Below are 22037 nucleotides of genomic sequence, written 5' to 3'. Positions count from 1 at the left end.
ATATTCGGTCGCACGGCCATCGCCGGACGGATACCGGCCTAGGACGTCCCGGCGGGATAGGACAGGTCAGCCCAGTGGCCGTCGCGCGCGCAGCGCCTGCGCCAGCGTGCCCTCATCCAGATAGTCGAGTTCCCCGCCCACCGGCACGCCATGCGCCAGCTGCGTCAATCGGATGGGGAAATGCTCCAGCCGTTCCGCGAGATAATGGGCGGTGGTCTGCCCTTCCAATGTCGCGTTCATCGCCAGCACGACTTCGTCCACCCCACCCTGTTCCAGCCGGGCGACCAGCGCGTCGATCGCCAGATCCTCCGGCCGCACCCCCTCCAGCGCCGACAGGCGACCGCCCAGTACATGGAAGCGGCCGGGGAAAAGCCGCGACCGGTCGAGCGCCCAAAGGTCCGACACATCCTCGACCACGCACAGCGCGCGCGGATCACGCCGGGGATCGGCGCAGATGCCGCAGGGGTCGATCGTGTCGACATTGCCGCAGACATGGCATGTCACCAGCCGCTCGTTCACTGCCTCCAGCGCGCGCAGCAGCGGTTCCATCGCCCCCTCGCGCTTCTTGAGGAGATGCAGCACCGCGCGCCGGGCCGAGCGGGGGCCAAGACCGGGAAGCCGCGAAAGCGCCTGCGTCAATGCGTCGATTTCAGGTGAGGCCATATCGTGAGATAAAGGGTTGCATGTCCCGACGACAAGGGGTTTGAGGAGCGGATCATGCGTATCGTCTATATGGGCACTCCCGATTTCGCCGTCCCCGCGCTCGACGCGCTGGCGAAGGCCGGGCACGAGATCGTCGCGGCCTACAGCCAGCCGCCGCGGCCCGCCGGCCGGGGCAAGGGCCTGCGCCCATCCCCGGTGCAGCTGCGCGCGGAAGCGATGGGGATAGAGGTACGCACGCCCCTGTCGTTGAAGGACGCGGAAACGCAGGCCGCCTTTGCCGCGCTGGATGCCGATGTCGCGGTGGTCGCGGCCTATGGCCTCATCCTGCCGCGCCCGATCCTGGCCGCGCCGCGCCATGGCTGCATGAACATCCATGCCTCGCTGCTGCCGCGCTGGCGCGGGGCCGCGCCGATCCAGCGGGCGATCCTGGCCGGGGACAATCTGAGCGGTGTGACGATCATGGACATGGAGGCGGGCCTCGACACCGGACCGATGCGCGCCAAGCATGTGACGCCGATCGAGGACAAGACGGCGGGCGCGCTGACGCAGGAACTGGCCGAAGCGGGCGCGGCGCTGATGGTGGAAGTGCTAGAGGATATTGCGCTGTACCCACCCATGGCGCAGCCCGACGAAGGCGTGACCTATGCCGCCAAGATCGACAAGGCGGAGGCGCGGATCGACTTTGCCAAGGACGCGCATGCCGTCGAGCGGCAGGTGCGCGCCTTCAATCCGGCGCCGGGCGCCTTTTTCCAATATCGCGGCGAGCGGTTCCGCATCCTTGCCGCTCATGTCGAACATCATGCCGGCCCGGCAGGCGAATTGCTGGACGACAGCCTTCTGATCGGCTGCGGCCATGACGCGATCCGTCCGACGCTGGTGCAGCGCGCCGGCAAGGGCGCGATGAGCGCGGGCGAATTGCTGCGCGGCTACGACATGCCGGCGGGCAGCCACGTAGACGCCTGAACGCATGACCCGTTTCGCCTTCATCGTCGAATTTGACGGCCGTCCCTTCATGGGGTGGCAGCGGCAGGCGCATGGGCCAAGCGTGCAGCAGGCGATCGAAACGGCGATCCATGCCGTCACCGGCGAGAGCGCGGCCGTCCACGCCGCCGGCCGCACCGATGCGGGCGTCCATGGCATCGCCATGCGCGCCCATGCCGATGTGGCAAAGCCAATCGCACCCTTCCGCCTGATGGAGGCGCTGAACGCGCGGCTGCGGCCCCATCCCGTCGCGATCCTCGACTGCGTGGTGGTGCCTGACGACTGGCATGCGCGCTTTTCCTGCGTCGGCCGGTCCTATGTGTATCGCATCGTCAACCGTCGCGCGCCGCTGACGGTCGAACAGGGGCTTGCCTGGCGGGTGATCCAGCCGCTCGATGCGCATGCGATGCACGATGCGGCGCAACTGCTGGTGGGGCTGCATGATTTCACCACCTTCCGTTCCGCCCACTGCCAGTCGGCCAGCCCGGTCAAGACGCTGGACCGGCTGGAGGTCAGCCAAGACGCCGACCGCATCGCCATCCATGCGGCGGCGCGATCTTTCCTGCATCATCAGGTGCGGTCGATGGTGGGATGCCTGGCGATGGTCGGGATGGGGCGGTGGACCACTGGCGACCTGCGTGCCGCGCTGGAGGCCCGCGACCGTGCGGCGCTCGGCCTCAACGCGCCGCCCGATGGCCTCTATTTCCTGCGCGCCACCTATCGCGACGCGGACGCCGCGACCTGAACCTGATTCTTGCCCATGCGCTTGGCGGCCAGCATCGCCGTGTCGGCCCGCGCGATAAGGCCATCGAGTTCCCGATCGTCCGCCTCCGCAACGGCGAGGCCGATGCTCCCTGTGATGTCCCAGTTGCACCGGGCGAGAGCGTCGCAAAGCCGTTCCGCGCGGGAGCGCGCGCTGCCCGCATCCGCGTCGAGCATCAACAGGACGAATTCGTCGCCGCCCAGCCGGGCGATGAGGTCGCCTTCGCCCGCTCCCTCGCGCAGCAGTCCGGCGACGTCGATCAGGCAGGCGTCCCCCGCGCCATGCCCTTCCCGATCATTGAGCTGCTTGAACCCGTCCAGGTCAAGAAAGAGGAGGCAGGGCGGCAGCGACGCGCCCGCCGCGCCCAGCCGGTTGCGCGCACGGGACGCGAAGCCGCGCCGGTTGAGCAGCCCCGTCAGCGGATCGTGGATCGCCTCGAAACTCGCCTGCCGCAATTCCGAAAGATCCTCGATGACAGCGACGTAGAGCTCCGGTTCGCCGGCCTCATCCCGCGCCATGGCCACGGTCAACCTGACCCAGATGATCGTGCCGTCCGGCCGGATGTACCGCTTTTCCATAGAATATCGCGGCAGCTCGCCCGCGTTCAGCTGGGCGAGCAGCGCTTCGTCGGCATTGAGATCGTCAGGATGCGTGATCTGCTGGAATCCGGTACGGAGCAGCGTGTCGGCATCATAGCCGCTGATGGCGCAGAAGCGTGGGTTGACCAGCAGGAAGCTGCCGTCCAGCGCGACATGCGCCATCCCCACCGGCGCGTGATGGAATGTCGCGTCGAAACGGCGGCGGGCGCGGGCGAGTTCGGCTTCGACCACGCCATAGCTTTGGGCCGCGATATCCCGCGCCAGCTGTTCGACATCCTGCCCCTGCGCGACCGCGCCAAATTGATCGTGCCAATGCCTGCTCATCCAAGGCGCTTTGCCGGGAAAGTGGTAAATATGGCCTTATCGGTGCGGCAAGCCGCGAAAATTTCAGGATAGCCGGGCGCGGAAGGGGGTGAAGTCGGTGCCGGCGTCATAAACGTCCAGCCCCTCGCGCTTCTTGAGAGCGTTCACCACGGCGTAGGTGACCGGCGTCAGCAGCGCTTCCCAAGCGACCTTCATCGCCCAATTGGTGACCATCACGACCAGCACCTGCGCGGTCGTCCAGTTGCCGAGGAAGGCAAGCGGGTAGAAGAGCAGGCTGTCCACCCCCTGCCCAACGACCGTCGAGCCGATGGTGCGCATCCAGAGATGCCGGCCCTGCGTCAGCAGCTTCATCCGGGCGAGGACGAAACTGTTGGCGAACTCGCCCGCCCAGAAGGCGATGAGCGAGGCGAAGACGATGCGCCATGTGCTGCCGAAAACCGCCTCATAGGCCCGCTGGTCGGGCCAGCCGTCCGCTGGCGGCAGGGCGACGACCACCCAGCTCATCAACGCCATGAACAGCATCGCGCCAAAGCCCGCCCAGACGCAGCGCCGGGCGCGGGCATAGCCATAGACTTCCGTCAGCACGTCGCCGATGACATAGCCCAGCGGAAAAAAGAGAATGCCAGCGCCGAAGGTGAAGCCGCCGACCGTCGAGAGCTTCGCCGCCCCGATCAGGTTCGACAGCAGCAGGATGGCGACGAAGGCCGCCATGAAGAAATCATAATAGCGCAGCGGCCGCGCGCCTAGCGCGCCAGCATCGACCCTTTGAACCGCCCCTTCGCTCATGCCGCCATGCTTATCGGCTGGCCGGGCGATTGCAAGCACCGGCATCGCCCGCTATCGGGACCGGTGCACGGCCCCGTAGCTCAGTTGGATAGAGCATTCGCCTTCTAAGCGAATGGTCGCAGGTTCGAATCCTGCCGGGGTCGCCATCCGTCACGCAGGCGGGCCGAAACGGCCCGCCCGGCGCCCGATCAAAGGATTGTCTGCCCCGTCTTCGCCCAGTCGGCGGCGAACGCGTCGAGGCCCTTGTCGGTCAGCACATGCTTGGACAGCATCTTGATGACGGCGGGCGGCGCGGTGATGACGTCCGCGCCGATCTTCGCGCAGTCGAGCACATGGATGGGGTGGCGCAGCGAGGCAGCCAGAATTTCCGTCTTGAAGCTGTAATTGTCGTAGATGAGGCGAATATCCTCGATCAGTTGGAGGCCGTCGAAGCCATTGTCGTCATGCCGGCCGACGAAGGGCGAGATGAAGGTCGCGCCCGCCTTGGCCGCCAGCAGCGCCTGGTTGGCGGAGAAGCAAAGGGTGACATTGACCTTGGTCCCCTCACCGGTCAGCGCCTTGCAGGTCTTGAGGCCATCGATGGTCAGCGGCACCTTGATGCAGACATTGTCCGCGATCTTCCGCAGGATTTCGGCTTCCTTCATCATCGTCTCATGGTCGAGCGCGACGACTTCGGCCGAAACGGGACCGTCCACCGCCCCGCAGATTTCCTCGATCACTTCCAGGAACTTGCGGCCCGATTTGTGGATCAGGGTCGGATTGGTGGTGACGCCGTCGAGCAGGCCGGTAGCCTCCAGCTCACGGATTTCGGCGATGTCTGCGGTATCGACGAAGAATTTCATGGGATGCTCCCCTCGCGCGGAAAAGTGATTCGTTGGCTGCGCCTATAGCGTCCCCCGCCCCTGCTGTCCTACATGGGGTCGCAAATGTCCCGCGCCCGTGTCCTCCTGCTCAACGCCGCCCTTGGCCCCCTGGACTATCGCGTGCCCCACGGGATGCGGGTGGAACCGGGCAGCATCGTCGTCGCGCCGCTGGGACCGCGCCAGCTGATCGGCGTGGTATGGGAAGAGGATAGCTTCCCCGATGTGGACGCTGTGGGGGACAATCGCCTGCGCAACCTGCTGGAAGTGGTGGACGCGCCGCCCCTCCCCGAGCCGCTGCGCCGGCTGATCGAATGGACGGCGGATTATTATCTGTCGCCGCCCGCCGCCGTGCTGCGCATGGCGTTGTCCTCCATGTCGGCGCTGGAAGGCGCGCGCACGGTGATCGAATATCGGGCGACCGGTGCGGTGCCCGACCGCATGACAGAGCAGCGCGCGCAGGCGCTTGAACGAATCGGCGAGCGGCAGGGATTGATCCGCGAACTCGCGATGATCGGTGGGGTAAGCGACGCGGTGATCCGCGGCCTCATCAAACAGGACATCTTCGAGCCGGTGGAAGTCAGCGTCGATACGCCCTTCCCCATGCCCGATCCCGACCATGCGCCGCCCACCTTGTCCGATGCGCAGGCCGCCGCCGCCACCCGGATGGCCGATGCGGTGCGGGCGCATGACTTCGCGCCCTTCCTGCTCGACGGTGTAACCGGATCGGGCAAGACGGAAGTCTATTTCGAGGCGATCGCCGCTGCGATCCGATCGGACCGGCAGGTCCTGGTGCTGCTGCCGGAAATCGCACTGACCGAACCTTTTCTGGAACGGTTCGAGAAGCGCTTCGGCACAATTCCCGTCAACTGGCACAGCGGCCTGCGCCAGAGCGAGCGGCGCAGGGCATGGCGCGCCATCGCCAGCGGCCAGGCGCAGGTGCTCGTAGGCGCGCGCTCCGCCCTGTTCCTTCCCTATCCGAACCTTGGCCTCATCGTCGTGGACGAAGCGCATGAGGCAAGCTTCAAGCAGGAGGACGGCGTCCACTACCACGCCCGCGACGTGGCGGTGATGCGCGGCCTCATCGAAAAATTCCCGGTGATCCTGGCGTCCGCAACCCCCGCGATCGAGACTCGGCATCAGGTGGAGCTGGGCCGCTATGCCGAGATCAAGCTGCCATCGCGCTATGGCGGGGCGGAGATGCCCGACATCCATGGCATCAACCTGCTGACCGATCCGCCCGAGCGGGGCCGCTGGATCGCGCCCGAACTGGTGAAGGCGATCGACGAGACGCGCTCGAAAGGCGAGCAGAGCCTGCTTTTCCTCAATCGGCGCGGCTATGCGCCGCTGACGCTCTGCCGTCATTGCGGCTATCGCTTCCAATGCCCCAACTGCACGGCATGGATGGTCGAACATCGCCTCACCCATCGGCTCGCCTGCCACCATTGCGGCCATGTGACGCCTGCTCCCCGCCATTGCCCGGAATGCAAGGAGGAGGATTCGCTGGTCGCCTGCGGTCCGGGCGTCGAGCGAATCGCGGACGAGGTGAAGGCGCTCTGGCCCGACGCGCGCACCGCCATCGTCACGTCCGACACGCTTTGGTCGCCGGCCAGGGTCGCCGATTTCGTGAAGTCGGTGGAGGCGGGCGATGTGGACATCATCATCGGCACGCAGCTGGTTACGAAGGGCTATCATTTCCCCAACCTGACGCTGGTAGGCGTGATCGACGCCGACCTGGGCCTTGAAGGCGGGGACCTGCGCGCGGCGGAGCGGACTTTCCAGCAGATCGTTCAGGTGGCGGGGCGCGCGGGCCGGGGCGAGAAGCCGGGCCGGGTCTATATCCAGACGCGGATGCCAGAAAGCGAGGTCATCAAGGCGCTGATCGATGGCGACAGCGCGCGCTTCTACGATGTCGAGACGGAGAATCGGCGGCGCGCGAACGCCCCGCCGTTCGGCCGATTCGCCGCGATCATCGTGTCGAGCGAGGATGCGGACGAGGCGGCGCAGACCGCGCGGCTGATCGGCAAGTCCGCGCCTGTGATCGACGGGATGCGCGTCTATGGCCCGGCGCCCGCGCCGCTATCCGTGCTGCGGGGGCGGCACCGGCACAGGCTGCTGATCCATGCCAGCCGGCAGGTGGACGTGCAGGGCGCGATCCGCGAATGGCTGGGCAATCTCGCCTGGAAATCGGGCACGCGCGTCGCGGTGGACGTCGATCCCTACAGTTTCATGTGATGACGACGCCGCTCCCCACCCCTTGCCGCAACCTCTGCGCGCTCGACGCCGGACGCCGGACATGCACGGGATGCGGGCGGACGATGGAAGAGATCGTCCACTGGCGCAGCATGACGGACGCGCAGCGCGCCGTCGTCATGACGCGGGTGCGGGACTTCCGGCCTTCGCCCCGGCCGTGACCGCCTTCTGCGCCGCCTGCTCGTCCAGTTCCGCCTTCAGCTTGAGCGCCACGTTCCGCATGTCGGAGCCGTGCGGCGAATAGGCGATGGGATCGAGCAGCGCGGACGCCTCCGCATAATCGCCGCGGACCGACAACGCGTGGGCGAGCGTCATTCGATAGGACGGGTTTTGCGGCAACAGGCTGAACGCCTTTCGCAAACCGTCATAACCGACCTGCGGCATCTTGCCGCCGCGCATCGCATGGTAGCGGTAGAAGAGGTCGAGCGGCACCGGATCCTCCGTGTCCGCCCAGTTGGCGCGCACGATGGCGCCGAGCGCCGCCTTCCAATCCTCCGCCTTGTCGCTTACCTGCGCCCGGTCGAGCAGGACGCGCGCCCGCACCGCATGGGCGCGCGTGGACTGCGCATCGATGGCGATCGCCCGGTCGGCATCGGCAAGCGCCGCGTCCTGCTGTTCGGCCGCCCATTCCGCCTCGGCGAGCAGCGCGAGGGCATAGGCGCTGCCGGGATAGCGAGCGGCGGTCGCGCGGATGGCGGTGACAATGCCCGGCAGATCCTCTGTCGACGGCCGATTGATCAGGCGCAGTTCGTCCTCGATCAGCGCGGCACGCGACGCCTCGACCGGCTGCACGTCGATCGCGCCGATCGTCATTTCGCTGCTGGCGAATTTCGACGCGGACAGGCGATGCCGCATATAGGCCTTGAGGTCTTTTTCCAGCCCGTTGAGGCCGCCGGCAAAGTAGCTGTCCGGCTGCAGGTTGGGGACGCCCTTGGCCACATCGTCCAGATAATGCTGGATTTCCGCCCGGCGCCCGGTCTTGTTATATTGATAATAATGGGTGAGCAGCCAGGCGGTGCCGTAATAACGGTCCCCGTCGCGCAGGCTGAGACCGTCCGCGTCGCGCGCGAACAGGTTCTTCACAGGATAGGGCGACCCAAGCACCAGGCCGGGAACGCGCCCCATCGGGACATTGCCGAATTCGATCGACCCGTCCTGCGGGAATTTCACCACGGAAAAGAATTCGGCGAAACCCTCGACATACCAGGCGGGATAGGCGGCCGGAAAATGGTGCAGCATGAAATGGTGCGCATATTCGTGGAACAGCACCTCCTCCGCGCCGAAATCGAACCTGCCGTCCTTTGCCTCGCGCGACAGCACGGCGAAGGCGTTGCGAGTCGAGGTGGTGTAGAAACCCGCGATATTGGGATTGCGGGCCAGCTTCTTCACCTTGTCCTCATTGGACAAAAGGTAGACCTTCACCGCCGCGCCCGCCTGCGGATCGGTGACACCGGTCAGCCGTCGCAGCAGGAAATCGAACTTCTCCAGCCGCTCGGCAAAGGCGCGCAGCTTCTGGTCGTTGCCTTCGCTATAGACCGTGAAATGCTGTGTCTGCGCCTGCCACCATGCCGCCTGCGCGCTCCCCATGCCGCAGAGCATCAACCCCGCCGCCGCCAGAGCCCTTAACCATTTCCCCATCGTCTTCCCCTGCCCCCAGTCATGCAGGTTGGCGCACAGCGGACAAAATGGAAAGCGCTATATTTCCATCACTTGCCCCGTTCCCGATCCAACAAGGCGCGCTTGCGATCCGTGCCCCAGGCATAGCCGCCAAGCGAACCGTCGCCGCGCAGGATGCGGTGGCAGGGGATGAGAACGGCCAGGCTGTTTCCGCCGCATGCGCTGCCCGCCGCACGGGTGGCGGTTGGACGACCCGCCGCCGCCGCCAGTTGCGCGTAGCTGCGCGTCTCGCCGGGCGGGATCGCGCGTAGCGCGGACCAGACCGCCTGCTGAAACGCGGTTCCGCCCACGTCCATCGGCAGGTCCGGCGACGCGGCCGGATTTTCGACCAGCGCGGCGACCGCCTCCGCCATCGCGTCCAGCGCGGAGTCGGCGGGAAATATGTCGGCCTTCGGAAAATGCGCGCGCAGTTCCTCCTCGCCCTCGCCAAAGCTGATGCGGCACAGGCCCTTTTCTGTCGCGGCGACCAGAACCGGCCCCAGGCTGGTTTCGATCGCCCGCCAGCGAATCGCGGCGCCGCGCCCGCCATCCTTCCAGGCGCTGGGTGTCATCCCCAAATGCCGCTGCGCATCGGCATAGGCGCGACTGGGCGCGCTATAGCCCGCTTCATAAATGGCGTTGGTGATGCTTCCCCCCTGCCCCAGCGCCGCCTTCAACCGCTCGGCGCGCAGCGAGCGGGCATAGGCGGCAGGCGTCAGCCCCGTTTCTCGCTTGAACAGGCGATGGAAATGATGGGGGGCATAGCCGACATGCGCGGCCAGGGCGCCGAGAGCCGGGACTTCCTCTGCCGCCCGGATGAAGGCGACGGCCGCATCCACCGCCAGCCTGTCGCGTCCCACTTCGTCCGGCCGGCAGCGCAGGCAGGCGCGAAAGCCGGCCGCCCGCGCTGCCGCGGGATCGGGCTGGAAGCGCATATTTTCGCGCCGGGGGTGGCGCGCGGCGCAGCTTGGCTTGCAATAGATTCCGGTCGTCGTGACGCAGCCGACAAAGCGGCCGTCCATCATCCGGTCGCGGGCCAGGAAGGCCTGCCAGCAGGCATCATTGTCGGGCATGGGCGGCGCAAGGCGAGTCATATGGGTCATGGCTTTATGCGATAAACCTTGCCCGGCCGCCACGCTTCCCGCCGATTGCGGTCAAAAGCCCGCCTGCCTTGTGGGGCGTCCCGCCATTTCCCGATTGCACGGCGGACGGGTTTGAATATGGATGCGCAAACCTATGCACGCCCTTCGCCGCCGCTTCGCCATCCTTATGGGCTTCGCCATCGCCCTGGCCGCGCCGTCCGTTTCGCGTGCGGAACAGCAGGACATCGCCGCCGCCGCGCGCGGCGTGGTGCGGGTCGCGCTGGTCGCGACGGACGGATCGGACGCCTATTTCGTGGGCCATGGCAGCGGCTTCGCGGTCGCGCCGGACAAGGTGCTGACCAACGCCCATGTCGTCGAACTGGCGCGCGAGGAGAAAAACCTCGTCATCGGCGTGATCCCATCCGAGGGCACGAAGACCTATGGCGGGCGCATCATCGCCTATTCGCCGGGCAACGACCTTGCCCTCATCCAACTGGAGGAAGGGCGGCTTCCGGTCAGCACCTTCTACGCCGGGGCGGTGGCCGACGGGAGCCATGTGACCGCGATCGGCTATCCCGGCACGGTCGACCGCGCGCAGGGCCTTGGCCTCAAACAGTTGGTCGAGCCGCTTGCGACCGTGAAGACCAGCGGCAACATCTCGTCGGGCCGCGCCAGCCAGAGCTTCGACACGATCCTGCACACCGCCCCGCTGGCGGCGGGCAATAGCGGCGGTCCGCTGGTGGATGATTGCGGCCGGGTGCTGGGCGTCAACAGCTTCGGATCGGTGTCGGACGGCAATGACGCCGAATTCGGCTTCGCTGTGTCATGGCGGGAAGTCGCGTCCTTCCTGCGGCAGGCGGGCGTATCGTCGCTCCACACCGTCGTGCCCTGCCGCTCCATGGCGGAAGCCGACGCCGCCGAAGCCTCGCTGACCCAGCGGGAGGCGCAGGCGAGCGAACAGAAGGACCGGGCCGCCAGTCAAGCGCGCGACCAAGCCTTGGCGAAGGCCCGCGACGATGCCGAGCGCGACGTCATCACCGCGCGCGAGAACGCGATGGCGGGCGCGGCCGTGCTGCTGGCTCTCGCGGTGCTGGGCCTAGGCGCGGGCGGGCTGTTCTACTCCCAGGGCAAGGAGAAGCAGTCGACCTGGTTCCTGGCGGGCGGTGGCGTGATGCTGCTCGCGGCGCTTGGCCTGTTTTTCCTCAAGCCCAGCTTTTCCAGCATCGACGATCGGGTGAAGCTGCCCCAGGATGGAAGCGTGACCAGCAATGGAGCCTTCGCCTGGGCAGGCGACAATGTGTGCAAGGTCGACCTCACCCGCAGCCGCCTGACGGTGTCGCAGCCCAGCGACATCGGCTTCAACTGGGCCGAAGGCGGATGCGTGGACGGCGGCACCCAATATGTGTCCACCGGATCGCTGTGGCAGCGGACCGGCGTTCCGGACGAAGGCAATTATGTGACCGACAGCCAGTTCGATCCCGCCACCGGGACGCTGCGCGTGCGGCGCTGGCTGCCCGACCTCGACACGATGGACAAGGTCCGCGCGCTTACCAAGGACAAGCCGGTGAAGGGTTGCAGCGCGGACGCCGGCCTGCTCGCGCGTATCGCGACGTTGCGGAACGATGTCGCGGCCCTGCTGCCGGAGCAGCCGAACGAGCGCATCGTCTATCATTGCCAGAAGGGAAGCCTCGCCCCGCCCGATCCGACGCCCTGAGCGATTCGGGCCGGCAGCGATGGCCGGGCGATTTTGGCACGCATTTCGGGCTTTCACGCGAATCGCGTCACATGACTTGCATAGTCATAATGGCACTGCTAACCGGCCCGTCGACAGGGGCTCGGGACGGGATCAGACCGCGCCCTCTTTTTGCATGACCGGCGTATCAAGCGCCGTATAGTCAACGGAGGACGATAAGCGCGTGGAGACTAGCGGCGGTATTCAGGCCAGCCTCAGTGGCCGCTATGCGGTGGCGCTGTTCGATCTGGCCCGCGACGCGCAATCGCTCGACACCGTGGCGGACAGCCTGCGCGGGCTCAAGGCCGCACTGGCCGAATCGCCCGACTTCAAGGGCCTGATCAACAGCCCGGTGCTGAGCCGGGATGCAGCAGGCAAGACGATCGCGGCGGTCGCATCCGCCATGGGAATCGACGCGCTGACGACAAAATTCCTGGGCGTGCTGGCGCAGAACCGCCGCCTTGCCCAGTTGCCGGCCGTGATCCGCGCCTATGAAACGCTGCTGTCGAATCACAAGGGCGAGGCCCGGGCCGAAGTGACGAGCGCCCACCCGCTCGACAACGATCAGGTCGTCGCGCTCCAGCGCAGCCTGCGCGCCCGCGTTGGCCGCGAGGTCGCCATCGACGCAAAGGTCGATCCCGCGATCCTGGGCGGGCTGGTCGTCAAGATCGGCAGCCAGATGATCGACAGCTCCATCCGTACCCGACTGAACACCCTCGCCATGGCGATGAAAGGCTGAAGGCTCAAATCATGGACATCAACGCCGCAGAAATTTCGAAGGTCATCAAGGACCAGATCGCCAATTTCGGCACCGAAGCGCAGGTGAGCGAAGTCGGTTCCGTGCTGACCGTGGGTGACGGCATCGCCCGCGTCCATGGCCTCGACAATGTCCAGGCGGGCGAAATGGTCGAGTTCGCCAACGGCGTGCAGGGCATGGCGCTGAACCTGGAAGCCGACAATGTCGGCGTCGTGATCTTCGGTTCGGACGCCGAGATCAAGGAAGGCGACACCGTCAAGCGCACCGGCACCATCGTCGACGTTCCCGTGGGCAAGGGCCTGCTGGGTCGCGTCGTGGACGGCCTTGGCAACCCGATCGACGGCAAGGGCCCGATCCAGTACACCGAGCGCAAGCGCGTGGAAGTGAAGGCCCCGGGCATCATTCCCCGCAAGTCGGTGCACGAGCCCGTGCAGACCGGCCTCAAGGCCATCGACGCCCTCGTCCCCGTCGGCCGTGGCCAGCGCGAGCTGATCATCGGCGACCGCCAGACCGGCAAGACCGCCGTCGCGATCGACACCTTCATCAACCAGAAGGGCATCAACGCGGGCGATGACGAGAGCAAGAAGCTCTACTGCATCTACGTCGCCATCGGCCAGAAGCGCTCGACCGTCGCCCAGATCGTCAAGCAGCTCGAAGAAAATGGCGCGATGGAATATTCCATCGTCGTCGCCGCGACCGCTTCGGAACCCGCTCCGCTCCAGTATCTGGCGCCCTATACCGGCGTCACCATGGGCGAATATTTCCGCGACAACGGCATGCACGCCGTGATCGTCTATGACGACCTTTCCAAGCAGGCCGTCGCCTACCGTCAGATGTCGCTGCTGCTGCGTCGCCCTCCGGGCCGCGAAGCCTATCCCGGCGACGTTTTCTACCTGCACAGCCGCCTGCTGGAGCGCGCGGCGAAGATGAACGACGCCAATGGCGCGGGTTCGCTGACCGCCCTGCCGATCATCGAAACGCAGGCTGGCGACGTGTCGGCCTATATTCCGACCAACGTGATTTCGATCACCGACGGCCAGATCTTCCTTGAAACCAACCTCTTCTACCAGGGCGTCCGCCCGGCGATCAACGTGGGCCTTTCGGTGTCGCGCGTCGGCTCCGCCGCGCAGACCAAGGCGATGAAGAAGGTGTCGGGCTCGATCAAGCTGGAGCTGGCCCAGTATCGCGAAATGGCGGCCTTCGCCCAGTTCGGTTCGGACCTGGACGCATCGACGCAGAAGCTGCTCAATCGCGGCGCGCGCCTGACCGAACTGCTGAAGCAGGCGCAGTTCTCGCCCCTCCCCTTCGAGGAGCAGACCGCGTCGATCTTCGCGGGCACCAACGGCTATCTTGACGCCATCCCGGTCAAGGACGTGACCCGTTACGAGGAACTGATGCTGGCTTACCTCCGCCACGATCATCCCGAAGTGCTGGCCGCCATCCGCGACAGCAAGGATCTGGGCGACGACGCGAAGGCGAAGCTCAAGGCGGCCCTCGACGCGTTCGGGAAGACGTTTGCGTAACAGTTAAATCCGTCATCCCGGCGAAGGCCGGGATCTCAGGCCGCACAGGTCCAACCTGGAGGCACGAGATCCTGACCTTCGTCGGGATGACGAACCAGAAGGTTCGTCATGCCCAGCCTCAAGGAACTGAAAATTCGGATCGGGTCGGTCAAATCGACCCAGAAGATCACCAAGGCGAAGCAGATGGTCGCCGCCGCGAAGCTGCGCAAGGCGCAGGCCGCCGCCGAGGCCGCGCGCCCGTACAGCCAGCGATTGGAAGCGGTGGTGGCGAGCCTTGCCAGCAAGATCGCCGGCGGCTCGGGCGAAGGCGCCTCGCCGCTGCTCGCGGGTACCGGCAAGGATGAGGTCCACCTGCTGGTCGTCGCCAACTCCGACCGCGGCCTTGCCGGCGCGTTCAATGCCAACATCGTCAAGGCCGCGCTCGCCAAGGCGCGCGCGCTGGAGCTGGACGGCAAGAAGGTGCTGTTCTACCTGATCGGACGCAAGGGCCGCCCGGTCATCAACCGCGCCTATCCGGGCAAGATCGTCGCCAATTACGACACGACCGGGGCCAAGGAACCGGGCTTCGCGCAGGCGCAGGCGGTGGCGCAGGAACTCAGCAAGATGTTCCTCGACGGCAAGTTCGACGTCGCCCACCTCTTCTATTCGCGTTTCAAGTCGGCCCTCGCCCAGATCCCGACCGAGCAGCAGATCATCCCGGTCAAGATTCCCGCCGATGCCGACCGCAACGCCATCGGCGCGACGGTGGAATATGAACCGAGCGAGGAAGCGATCCTCGATGACCTGCTGCCGCGCAATGTGACGGTGCAGATCTTCAAGGCGCTGCTGGAAAACAATGCATCGGAACAGGGCGCGTCGATGACCGCCATGGACAATGCGACCCGCAACGCCGGCGACCTCATCAACAAGCTGACGATCCAGTATAACCGCAGCCGCCAGGCCGCGATCACCACCGAACTCGTCGAAATCATCTCGGGCGCCGAAGCCCTTTAAGTGCAGGCAAGGACAGCAGTCATGGCAACCACCAACAATGTAGGCCGCATTTCGCAGGTCATCGGCGCCGTCGTCGACGTGACCTTCCCCGATGCGCTCCCGGCGATCCTTTCGGCGCTGGAAACCAGCAACAACGGCCAGCGGCTGGTGCTGGAAGTCGCCCAGCATCTGGGTGAAAACACCGTCCGCACCATCGCGATGGATTCGACCGATGGCCTGACCCGCGGTCAGGAAGTGACCGACACCGGCGCGCAGATCAGCGTGCCCGTCGGCCCCGCCACGCTCGGCCGCATCCTGAACGTCGTGGGCGAACCGATCGACGAGCGCGGCCCGGTCGCGACGGAGCTCAAGTCGCCGATCCACGCCAAGGCCCCCGAGTTCATCGACCAGTCGACCGACGCATCGATCCTCGTCACCGGCATCAAGGTCATCGACCTGCTCGCCCCTTATGCCAAGGGCGGCAAGATCGGCCTGTTCGGCGGCGCGGGCGTGGGCAAGACCGTGCTCATCCAGGAACTCATCAACAACATCGCGAAGGGCCATGGCGGCACCTCGGTCTTCGCGGGCGTGGGTGAGCGGACCCGCGAGGGCAACGACCTCTATCACGAATTCCTCGACGCCGGCGTCATCGCCAAGGACGCCGAGGGCAACGCGATCAGCGAAGGCTCGAAGGTCGCCCTCGTTTACGGCCAGATGAACGAACCGCCGGGCGCGCGTGCCCGCGTCGCGCTGTCGGGCCTGACGATCGCCGAATATTTCCGCGACGTCGAGAATCAGGACGTGCTCTTCTTCGTCGACAACATCTTCCGTTTCACGCAGGCGGGCGCGGAAGTGTCGGCGCTGCTTGGCCGTATTCCTTCGGCGGTGGGCTATCAGCCGACCCTGTCGACCGACATGGGCGCGCTGCAGGAGCGCATCACCTCGACCAACAAGGGCTCGATCACCTCGGTGCAGGCCGTGTACGTCCCCGCGGACGACTTGACCGACCCGGCGCCGGCCACCAGCTTCGCGCACCTTGACGCCACCACCGTTCTCAACCGCGCCATTTCGGAACTGGGCATCTATCCGGCGGTCGATCCGCTCGATTCGACCAGCCGCGTTCTGGAACCGCGCGTCGTCGGCCAGGAACATTATGAAACCGCCCGCGCGGTCCAGGCGATCCTGCAGAAGTACAAGTCGCTTCAGGACATCATCGCCATTCTGGGCATGGACGAGCTGTCCGAAGAGGACAAGCTGACCGTCGCCCGCGCGCGCAAGATCCAGAAGTTCCTGTCGCAGCCCTTCCACGTTGCCGAAGTCTTCACCGGCATCAGCGGCAAGTTTGTCCAGATCGAGGACACGGTCCGCTCGTTCAAGGCGGTGGTCGAAGGCGAATATGACCATCTGCCCGAAAACGCCTTCTACATGGTCGGCGGCATCGACGAGGCGGTCGAGAAGGCCAAGAAGCTGGCTGCGGAAGCCGCCTGATCGCGACCTCAAGGATAACCCCTCCTGCTCGACGCGGGAGGGGGGAGTTTAGTTGATGGCACTGCATTTCGAACTCGTGACCCCTGAAAAGCTCATCCGCTCGCAGGAGGTCTATCAGGTGGTCGTCCCCGGCACCGAGGGCGACTTCGGCGTGCTGGAAGGTCATGCGCCCTTCATGTCCACGGTCCGCGACGGCGCGATCCAGATCTATGCCAGCGCGGGCGCCGCGCCGGAGATCATCCCGGTCGAAGGCGGCTTTGCCGAGGTCAACGAAAAGGGCCTGACGGTGCTCGCCGAAAAGGCGGGCTGATCTGACCCATCGATGATCGAAGCAGAAGCCGCGTTCCGCAAGGAGCGCGGCTTCTGCTTAGGCGCTCCCTCGCCGCCGGGGCCATGGCCGAGCATCATGCCAGCCGGATTGCCAACCGATGCGGCCTGCCGCCCAGCGCGCCGACATTAGCCTTTTATCAAAGTTTCCGTCTTATTCACCTTTCCGAACCCTATCGGATCGGTGGCCATCGGCGTGGCTCGATCCGGCAAAGCGGCGGAGAATCATGAGCGCCTTTGGACGGAAGAATGGACCTGCCGGGATCAAGCCCGGCTTCGGCGTAGCCCGGCCAATGCAGGGCGGCTCCCCCCAGCGTGAGGAATTGCCGCGCGGCGGGGACCAGTTCCCGCCCCTCGACATCGCGTCCTTGCCGGGAGAAGCGCCGTTCGATCCGCTGTCCGTGCCGACCAGCCAGATGCAGCGCAACGCCGACGCCATGTCGCGCCTGTCCGAACGCGCCAACGCCGAACATGTGCAGGATGCCGGCCCCACCGGGTTCGAGGCAAGCGTCCACAAGATCAAGGAACAGGTGCTCCCTCGCCTGCTGGAACGTGTCGATCCCGAGGCAGCGGCGACGCTCACCAAGGATGAGTTGGCGGAGGAATTCCGCCCGATCATCATGGAAGTGCTGGCGGAACTGAAGCTGACGCTCAACCGGCGCGAGCAGTTCGCGCTGGAGAAGGTGCTGGTCGACGAGCTGCTGGGCCTGGGTCCGCTCGAAGAATTGCTGGCCGACCCGGACGTCAGCGACATCATGGTCAACGGGCCGGAACAGACCTACATCGAAAAGAAGGGCAAGCTCCAGATCGCGCCGATCAAGTTCCGCGACGAGGAGCATCTGTTCCAGATCGCGCAGCGCATCGTGAACAAGGTCGGCCGCCGCGTCGACCAGACGACGCCCTTGGCCGACGCCCGCCTGCCCGACGGCAGCCGCGTCAACGTGATCGTGCCGCCGCTCTCGCTGCGCGGCACCGCCATCTCGATCCGTAAATTTTCCGCCAAGCCGATCACCATCGACATGCTGGCCCAGTGGGGCGCGATGAGTCCCAAGATGGCGACCGCGCTGAAGATCGCCGGAGCCTGCCGCTTCAACATCGTCATTTCGGGCGGCACCGGTTCGGGCAAGACCACGATGCTCAATGCCCTGTCCAAGATGATCGATCCGGGCGAGCGCGTGCTGACGATAGAGGACGCGGCGGAACTGCGGTTGCAGCAGCCACACTGGCTGCCGCTGGAAACCCGGCCGCCGAACCTGGAAGGACAAGGCGCGATCACCATCGGCGATCTCGTCAAGAACGCCCTGCGTATGCGTCCTGACCGTATCATCCTGGGCGAAATTCGTGGCGCGGAATGTTTCGACCTGCTCGCCGCGATGAACACCGGCCATGATGGCTCGATGTGTACGCTCCACTCCAACAGCCCGCGCGAGTGCCTGGGCCGTATGGAGAATATGATCCTGATGGGCGACATCAAGATCCCGAAGGAAGCCATTTCCAAGCAGATCGCCGACTCGGTCGATCTGATCGTTCAGGTCAAGCGCCTGCGCGACGGTTCACGCCGTGTCACCAACATCACCGAAGTCATCGGCATGGAAGGCGACGTTATCGTCACCCAGGAACTGTTCAAGTTCGAATATCATGACGAGGATGACAGCGGGAAGATCGTTGGCGAATATCGCTCCATGGGCCTGCGTCCCTACACGCTCGACAAGGCGCGCATGTTCGGCTTCGACCAGCCGTTCCTCGAAGCCTGCCTGTAGGAACCCATCGTCGTTCCCGCGACCCGAAGGGCGACCGACGGTCAAAGCGGGGATGACGATATTCTTCCCTTGCAAGGCGGCATCCTGACCGGCACATCCTCCTCTCCCCCAAAGAGAGAGGATTCCCCGCATGAACCGTCTCGTCCCGATCGCCCTCGCCGCCATGCTGCTGCCGCTGGGCGGCGCCGTTGCCCAACATGCCGGCCATGGCAAGGCCGCCGACCCGATCGCCGCGGCGATCGCCGCCCCCGGTCGCACGCCCGCCAACGTCGCACGCGACAAATATCGGCATCCGGCGCAAACGCTGGCCTTTTTCGGTGTGAAGCCCGACCAGACGGTGGTCGAATACGCGCCCGGCGGGGGCTGGTACTCCGAAATCCTGGCGCCGCTCCTGGCGCAATCGGGCACTTTCTATGCGCTACAGCCCGCCGGCCGGGGGCTGGACGGCTATAAGAGCTTCCTTGCCGCCAAGCCGGACGTTTACGGCAAGGTGAAGGTGGTGGCCTATCCCGACGAAGTGGCGACGATTCCCGCCGGCACCGTCGACACCGTGCTGACTTTCCGCAACGTTCATAACATGGTGATGGGCGGAACGGAGGCGGCGACGTTCAAGGCCTTCTATACGATGCTGAAGCCCGGCGGCACGCTGGGCGTGGTCGACCACCGCCTGCCCGAAAGCCGCGACGCCGCCCTGGAAAAGACCAGCGGCTATCTCAAGGTCTCCACCATCCGCCGCATCGCGCAGCAGGCCGGCTTCGAATTTGTCGGCGCGTCGGAGATCAACGCCAACCCCAAGGATACGGCCGACTGGAAAGAGGGCGTGTGGACCCTGCCCCCCGTTCTGCAAAATGGGGAAGTGGACAAGGCCAAATATCTCGCCATCGGCGAAAGCGACCGCATGACCCTCAAATTCCGCAAGCCGCTCAAGCCCACCAAATGACAAGTGGCCCGGTTGCGCTGCGGCGCTACCGGGCTAAGGGGGTGGCGTGACCGCCGCCCCCGCCCCCCGTCCCCATCGCCCGCTGCTGGCGATGGCGTTGCGCCTGGTCGCTGTCCTGTGTCTTTCGATCATGTTCGTCACCGGCCGGATCGCCGCCGATCATGGCGTGAACCTCATCGAAACGGCCTTCTACCGCCAGTTGATCGCGCTGCCGGTCGTGTTCGCGACGGTCGCGATGACGAGCGGCATCGGCACGATCCGCACCCGCCGCATCGGCGTCCACGCGGCGCGGATGACGATCGGGCTGGTCGGCATGATACTGAATTTCCTGTCCTATATTCTGCTGCCCCCGGCCGAGGCGGCGACGATCGGCTTCACCATGCCGATTTTCGGCACGATCCTGTCCGCAGTGATCCTGCGCGAGGCGACCGGCATGCACCGCTGGAGCGCGGTGCTGCTGGGCTTTGCCGGGGTGCTGGTGATGGTCCGCCCGGACGCGGGTCATTTCCCGGCGGAAGGCGTCGCGGTGGCGCTCGCCGCAGCCATGTTGACCGCCGTGGTGAGCCTGGTGTTGCGCGAACTGGGCCGCACCGAACAAGCGGGCACGGTGGTGTTCTGGTTCACCTTGCTGTCGATGGCGCCGCTCGGCCTTGCCATACCCTTCTTCGCGCAGCAGCATGACGCGGCGACCTGGGGCCTGCTCCTCATCATCGGCGTGGTCGGTGGGGCGGCGCAGATGTTGATGACGGCAGCGCTGCGCTTTGGGCCCGTCGCGGTCGTGCTGCCGATGGATTACAGCGCGATCATCTGGACGACGTTGCTCGGCGCGTTCATCGGCGAAGGCTGGCCGATGGCGACGACGTGGATCGGGGCGGTCCTCATCATCGCCAGCGGCCTCTATATCGCCTGGCGCGAGCATGTGCGCGCCAGGCTGCCGGTCGTCAGTTCAGCAGTTCCGCCTCAAGGCTGATCTCGGCCTTCAGCAACTTCGAGATCGGGCAGTTGGCCTTCGCCTTGCCGGCCAGTTCCTGAAAGGTGGCGTCGTCCGTGCCGGGGATGGTGGCCTTCAGCGTCAGGTGGCTGGCGGTGACGGCATAGCCGCCATCCTGTTGTTCCAGCGTCACGACGGCGTTCGTTTCCATTTTCTCCGCCGTGAGCCCCGCTTCGCCCAGAATGAGCGACAGCGCCATGGTGAAGCAGGACGCATGCGCCGCCGCGATCAGTTCCTCCGGATTGCTGCCCGGCTGTCCTTCGAACCGGGCGGCAAAGCCGTAGGGATAGGCGCTCAAGGCCCCGCTCTGGGTGGAAATCGCGCCCTTCCCGTCCTTGAGGCCGCCCGTCCAGACCGCCGATCCGCTGCGATTGATCTTCATTGCCTCTGCTCCCTTGATGATGAACCGAAGGAACCCGCTCGGCTCCCTATGGTTGCCATAGAATAGAGCAATTGATGCAGGAGAGTGACGATGATCGACATTCCGGCCCATCAGGGCGAATTGATCGCATCCGACCGGGTGGAAGGAACCGCGGTCTTCAACCGGCAGGGCGACCATCTCGGCCGGATCGCCCGCTTCATGGTGGACAAGGTAAGCGGCCAGGTCCGCTATGCCGTCCTGTCCTTCGGCGGCTTCCTGGGGATAGGGCAGGATCATTATCCCCTGCCCTGGTCGATGCTGCGCTATGACATGCAGCAGGGCGGATATGTGGTCGACCTGGACAAGCGGCTGCTGGAAAATGCGCCGCGCTACGGGGCTGGCGACGAGCCGGGCTATGACGAGGATTATGGCCGCAACGTCTATCAATATTATGGGTTGATCTATCCCTGGTGAGGGCGGCTGAGCACGAAAATCGGCGCTTGCCGACGCACCCATGCAGCCGCTTTTCCGACCGCCCAAATTTCACCACAATTCGCCGCTGAACCATTGTCTATCAAAACAATAGAATTATTTTGAAAGGCTCCGACAAGGATGAGGATCAGACGATGGAGCGATTCGGTTTCTCGGGCGATGCGCGCCAGCCGGTGGTGCTGACGATCCCGGGCCTTAACAATAGCGGACCGGGCCATTGGCAGACTTTGTGGGACGAACGGCGGGGCGATTGCCAGCGGGTTGACCTTGGCAGCTGGGCCAGCCCGAACCGCAACGCGTGGGTGACGCGGCTCGACACGGCGATTCGCGAAGCCAATGCGCCCGTCATCCTGGCCGCGCACAGCCTGGGCTGCATGGCCGTCGCCTGGTGGGGCGCGCTGCAAAGTCAGGCCTATGGCTGGCCCGTCACAGGCGCGCTGCTGGTCGCGCCGCCCGATTGCGACCGGATGGAAACGCCCGAGACGATCGGCGGCTTCGGCCCCACGCCGCGCGCCCAGCTTCCCTTCCCCTCGATCATGGTGGCCAGCCGTGACGACCCCTATATCTTCTTCGAACGGGCACACAGCATCGGCAAGAATTGGGGCAGCCAGTTCGTCGATGCGGGCTATGCAGGCCATATCAACGCGGACTCAGGCCTGGGTGACTGGCAGTTCGGCCAATCCCTGCTGGAACAGTTGATAGACAATGCGTGCGAACAGGCATCCGC

Annotated in this window: 22 protein-coding genes and 1 tRNA gene; 16 read left to right on the top strand and 7 right to left on the bottom strand. The window is 65.6% G+C overall.

The window, feature by feature from the left end; all coding sequences use genetic code 11:
• Window positions 1–66: 66 nt before the first annotated feature.
• Window positions 67–663, bottom strand: coding sequence for a recombination mediator RecR (gene recR, locus AX724_RS02870; RefSeq protein WP_066763351.1), 597 nt, complete (start codon window positions 661–663; stop codon window positions 67–69).
• Between the two features lie 54 nt (window positions 664–717).
• Here recR and fmt point away from each other — a divergent pair, with 54 nt between their 5' ends.
• Window positions 718–1626, top strand: coding sequence for a methionyl-tRNA formyltransferase (gene fmt, locus AX724_RS02865; RefSeq protein ID WP_066763350.1), 909 nt, complete (start codon window positions 718–720; stop codon window positions 1624–1626).
• Window positions 1627–1630: 4 nt separating this feature from the next.
• Window positions 1631–2389 (top strand): tRNA pseudouridine(38-40) synthase TruA, encoded by a 759-nt coding sequence (gene truA / locus AX724_RS02860; protein WP_066763349.1) that lies wholly within the window; start codon window positions 1631–1633, stop codon window positions 2387–2389.
• On the opposite strand, the gene AX724_RS02855 is transcribed toward truA, so the two are convergent.
• Both AX724_RS02855 and AX724_RS02850 read right to left on the bottom strand, forming a co-directional pair.
• Window positions 2362–3330, bottom strand: coding sequence for a GGDEF domain-containing protein (locus AX724_RS02855; RefSeq protein WP_066763348.1), 969 nt, complete (start codon window positions 3328–3330; stop codon window positions 2362–2364). The two genes, truA and AX724_RS02855, sit on opposite strands and share 28 nt — an antisense overlap.
• Before the next feature lie 63 nt (window positions 3331–3393).
• Window positions 3394–4116 (bottom strand): queuosine precursor transporter, encoded by a 723-nt coding sequence (locus AX724_RS02850; protein ID WP_066763512.1) that lies wholly within the window; start codon window positions 4114–4116, stop codon window positions 3394–3396.
• 69 nt (window positions 4117–4185) lie between these two features.
• Here AX724_RS02850 and AX724_RS02845 point away from each other — a divergent pair.
• Window positions 4186–4262, top strand: a tRNA-Arg gene (locus tag AX724_RS02845).
• Window positions 4263–4304: 42 nt separating this feature from the next.
• Here AX724_RS02845 and fsa read toward each other — a convergent pair.
• Window positions 4305–4958, bottom strand: coding sequence for a fructose-6-phosphate aldolase (gene fsa / locus AX724_RS02840; protein ID WP_066763344.1), 654 nt, complete (start codon window positions 4956–4958; stop codon window positions 4305–4307).
• 84 nt (window positions 4959–5042) lie between these two features.
• Between fsa and AX724_RS02835 the strand changes: the two genes are divergently transcribed.
• Both AX724_RS02835 and AX724_RS22560 read left to right on the top strand, forming a co-directional pair.
• Window positions 5043–7211 carry a primosomal protein N' gene (locus AX724_RS02835; RefSeq protein ID WP_066763343.1) on the top strand — a complete coding sequence of 723 codons (2169 nt, stop codon included), beginning with the start codon at window positions 5043–5045 and terminating at the stop codon, window positions 7209–7211.
• Window positions 7139–7390 carry a DUF1289 domain-containing protein gene (locus AX724_RS22560; RefSeq protein ID WP_331711409.1) on the top strand — a complete coding sequence of 84 codons (252 nt, stop codon included), beginning with the start codon at window positions 7139–7141 and terminating at the stop codon, window positions 7388–7390. The genes AX724_RS02835 and AX724_RS22560 overlap by 73 nt, the downstream gene beginning before the upstream one ends.
• Here the strand turns inward: AX724_RS22560 and AX724_RS02830 are convergent.
• Both AX724_RS02830 and ada read right to left on the bottom strand, forming a co-directional pair.
• On the bottom strand, window positions 7347–8867 hold the full coding sequence (locus AX724_RS02830; RefSeq protein ID WP_066763340.1) for a hypothetical protein: 1521 nt from the start codon (window positions 8865–8867) through the stop codon (window positions 7347–7349). The two genes, AX724_RS22560 and AX724_RS02830, sit on opposite strands and share 44 nt — an antisense overlap.
• 68 nt (window positions 8868–8935) lie before the next feature.
• Window positions 8936–9988 (bottom strand): bifunctional DNA-binding transcriptional regulator/O6-methylguanine-DNA methyltransferase Ada, encoded by a 1053-nt coding sequence (gene ada, locus AX724_RS02825; protein WP_066763338.1) that lies wholly within the window; start codon window positions 9986–9988, stop codon window positions 8936–8938.
• Window positions 9989–10121: 133 nt separating this feature from the next.
• Here ada and AX724_RS02820 point away from each other — a divergent pair, with 133 nt between their 5' ends.
• The 9 genes from AX724_RS02820 to AX724_RS02780 all read left to right on the top strand — a co-directional run bounded on the left by AX724_RS02820 (window position 10122) and on the right by AX724_RS02780 (window position 20436).
• On the top strand, window positions 10122–11681 hold the full coding sequence (locus AX724_RS02820) for a S1C family serine protease (protein WP_066763336.1): 1560 nt from the start codon (window positions 10122–10124) through the stop codon (window positions 11679–11681).
• 202 nt (window positions 11682–11883) lie between these two features.
• Window positions 11884–12438, top strand: coding sequence for a F0F1 ATP synthase subunit delta (locus AX724_RS02815; protein ID WP_066763335.1), 555 nt, complete (start codon window positions 11884–11886; stop codon window positions 12436–12438).
• An 11-nt stretch (window positions 12439–12449) separates the two neighbouring features.
• Entirely contained in the window at window positions 12450–13979 is a 1530-nt protein-coding gene (gene atpA, locus AX724_RS02810; protein WP_066763334.1) for a F0F1 ATP synthase subunit alpha, read from the top strand.
• 108 nt (window positions 13980–14087) lie between these two features.
• On the top strand, window positions 14088–14972 hold the full coding sequence (locus AX724_RS02805; RefSeq protein WP_066763333.1) for a F0F1 ATP synthase subunit gamma: 885 nt from the start codon (window positions 14088–14090) through the stop codon (window positions 14970–14972).
• Window positions 14973–14993: 21 nt separating this feature from the next.
• Window positions 14994–16439 carry a F0F1 ATP synthase subunit beta gene (gene atpD / locus AX724_RS02800; RefSeq protein WP_066763332.1) on the top strand — a complete coding sequence of 482 codons (1446 nt, stop codon included), beginning with the start codon at window positions 14994–14996 and terminating at the stop codon, window positions 16437–16439.
• 55 nt (window positions 16440–16494) lie between these two features.
• A complete protein-coding gene (locus AX724_RS02795) occupies window positions 16495–16749 on the top strand; it encodes an ATP synthase F1 subunit epsilon (RefSeq protein WP_066763330.1) in 255 nt (84 codons plus the stop codon).
• 244 nt (window positions 16750–16993) lie between these two features.
• Window positions 16994–18526 carry a CpaF family protein gene (locus AX724_RS02790; RefSeq protein WP_066763328.1) on the top strand — a complete coding sequence of 511 codons (1533 nt, stop codon included), beginning with the start codon at window positions 16994–16996 and terminating at the stop codon, window positions 18524–18526.
• A gap of 130 nt (window positions 18527–18656) precedes the next feature.
• Complete coding sequence (locus AX724_RS02785) at window positions 18657–19466, top strand: class I SAM-dependent methyltransferase (protein ID WP_066763326.1); 810 nt, start codon at window positions 18657–18659, stop codon at window positions 19464–19466.
• Window positions 19467–19557: 91 nt separating this feature from the next.
• Window positions 19558–20436 carry a DMT family transporter gene (locus AX724_RS02780; RefSeq protein ID WP_066763511.1) on the top strand — a complete coding sequence of 293 codons (879 nt, stop codon included), beginning with the start codon at window positions 19558–19560 and terminating at the stop codon, window positions 20434–20436.
• Here AX724_RS02780 and AX724_RS02775 read toward each other — a convergent pair.
• Window positions 20408–20839: an OsmC family protein gene (locus tag AX724_RS02775; protein WP_066763324.1), complete on the bottom strand. Its 432-nt coding sequence runs from the start codon at window positions 20837–20839 to the stop codon at window positions 20408–20410. The genes AX724_RS02780 and AX724_RS02775 overlap by 29 nt on opposite strands.
• 90 nt (window positions 20840–20929) lie before the next feature.
• Between AX724_RS02775 and AX724_RS02770 the strand changes: the two genes are divergently transcribed.
• Both AX724_RS02770 and AX724_RS02765 read left to right on the top strand, forming a co-directional pair.
• The gene (locus AX724_RS02770; protein WP_066763320.1) at window positions 20930–21292 is read left to right on the top strand and encodes a PRC-barrel domain-containing protein; all 363 of its coding nucleotides are present in this window, start codon (window positions 20930–20932) and stop codon (window positions 21290–21292) included.
• A 152-nt stretch (window positions 21293–21444) separates the two neighbouring features.
• On the top strand, window positions 21445–22037 hold a 593-nt coding region (locus AX724_RS02765), incomplete at its 3' end, for an RBBP9/YdeN family alpha/beta hydrolase (protein ID WP_066763510.1).

This window comes from Sphingobium sp. CCH11-B1, from assembly GCF_001556865.1.
Classification (GTDB): domain Bacteria; phylum Pseudomonadota; class Alphaproteobacteria; order Sphingomonadales; family Sphingomonadaceae; genus Sphingobium.
This window is presented reverse-complemented; position numbering and strand designations above follow the sequence as displayed.

Coding starts and splice junctions, on each gene's coding strand:
- recR (WP_066763351.1), bottom strand. CDS start 663: ATGGCCTCACCTGAAATCGACGCATTGACGCAGGCGCTTTCGCGGCTT.
- fmt (WP_066763350.1), top strand. CDS start 718: ATGCGTATCGTCTATATGGGCACTCCCGATTTCGCCGTCCCCGCGCTC.
- truA (WP_066763349.1), top strand. CDS start 1,631: ATGACCCGTTTCGCCTTCATCGTCGAATTTGACGGCCGTCCCTTCATG.
- AX724_RS02855 (WP_066763348.1), bottom strand. CDS start 3,330: ATGAGCAGGCATTGGCACGATCAATTTGGCGCGGTCGCGCAGGGGCAG.
- AX724_RS02850 (WP_066763512.1), bottom strand. CDS start 4,116: ATGAGCGAAGGGGCGGTTCAAAGGGTCGATGCTGGCGCGCTAGGCGCG.
- fsa (WP_066763344.1), bottom strand. CDS start 4,958: ATGAAATTCTTCGTCGATACCGCAGACATCGCCGAAATCCGTGAGCTG.
- AX724_RS02835 (WP_066763343.1), top strand. CDS start 5,043: ATGTCCCGCGCCCGTGTCCTCCTGCTCAACGCCGCCCTTGGCCCCCTG.
- AX724_RS22560 (WP_331711409.1), top strand. CDS start 7,139: ATGGCTGGGCAATCTCGCCTGGAAATCGGGCACGCGCGTCGCGGTGGA.
- AX724_RS02830 (WP_066763340.1), bottom strand. CDS start 8,867: ATGGGGAAATGGTTAAGGGCTCTGGCGGCGGCGGGGTTGATGCTCTGC.
- ada (WP_066763338.1), bottom strand. CDS start 9,988: ATGACCCATATGACTCGCCTTGCGCCGCCCATGCCCGACAATGATGCC.
- AX724_RS02820 (WP_066763336.1), top strand. CDS start 10,122: ATGCACGCCCTTCGCCGCCGCTTCGCCATCCTTATGGGCTTCGCCATC.
- atpA (WP_066763334.1), top strand. CDS start 12,450: ATGGACATCAACGCCGCAGAAATTTCGAAGGTCATCAAGGACCAGATC.
- AX724_RS02805 (WP_066763333.1), top strand. CDS start 14,088: ATGCCCAGCCTCAAGGAACTGAAAATTCGGATCGGGTCGGTCAAATCG.
- atpD (WP_066763332.1), top strand. CDS start 14,994: ATGGCAACCACCAACAATGTAGGCCGCATTTCGCAGGTCATCGGCGCC.
- AX724_RS02795 (WP_066763330.1), top strand. CDS start 16,495: ATGGCACTGCATTTCGAACTCGTGACCCCTGAAAAGCTCATCCGCTCG.
- AX724_RS02790 (WP_066763328.1), top strand. CDS start 16,994: ATGAGCGCCTTTGGACGGAAGAATGGACCTGCCGGGATCAAGCCCGGC.
- AX724_RS02785 (WP_066763326.1), top strand. CDS start 18,657: ATGAACCGTCTCGTCCCGATCGCCCTCGCCGCCATGCTGCTGCCGCTG.
- AX724_RS02780 (WP_066763511.1), top strand. CDS start 19,558: ATGGCGTTGCGCCTGGTCGCTGTCCTGTGTCTTTCGATCATGTTCGTC.
- AX724_RS02775 (WP_066763324.1), bottom strand. CDS start 20,839: ATGAAGATCAATCGCAGCGGATCGGCGGTCTGGACGGGCGGCCTCAAG.
- AX724_RS02770 (WP_066763320.1), top strand. CDS start 20,930: ATGATCGACATTCCGGCCCATCAGGGCGAATTGATCGCATCCGACCGG.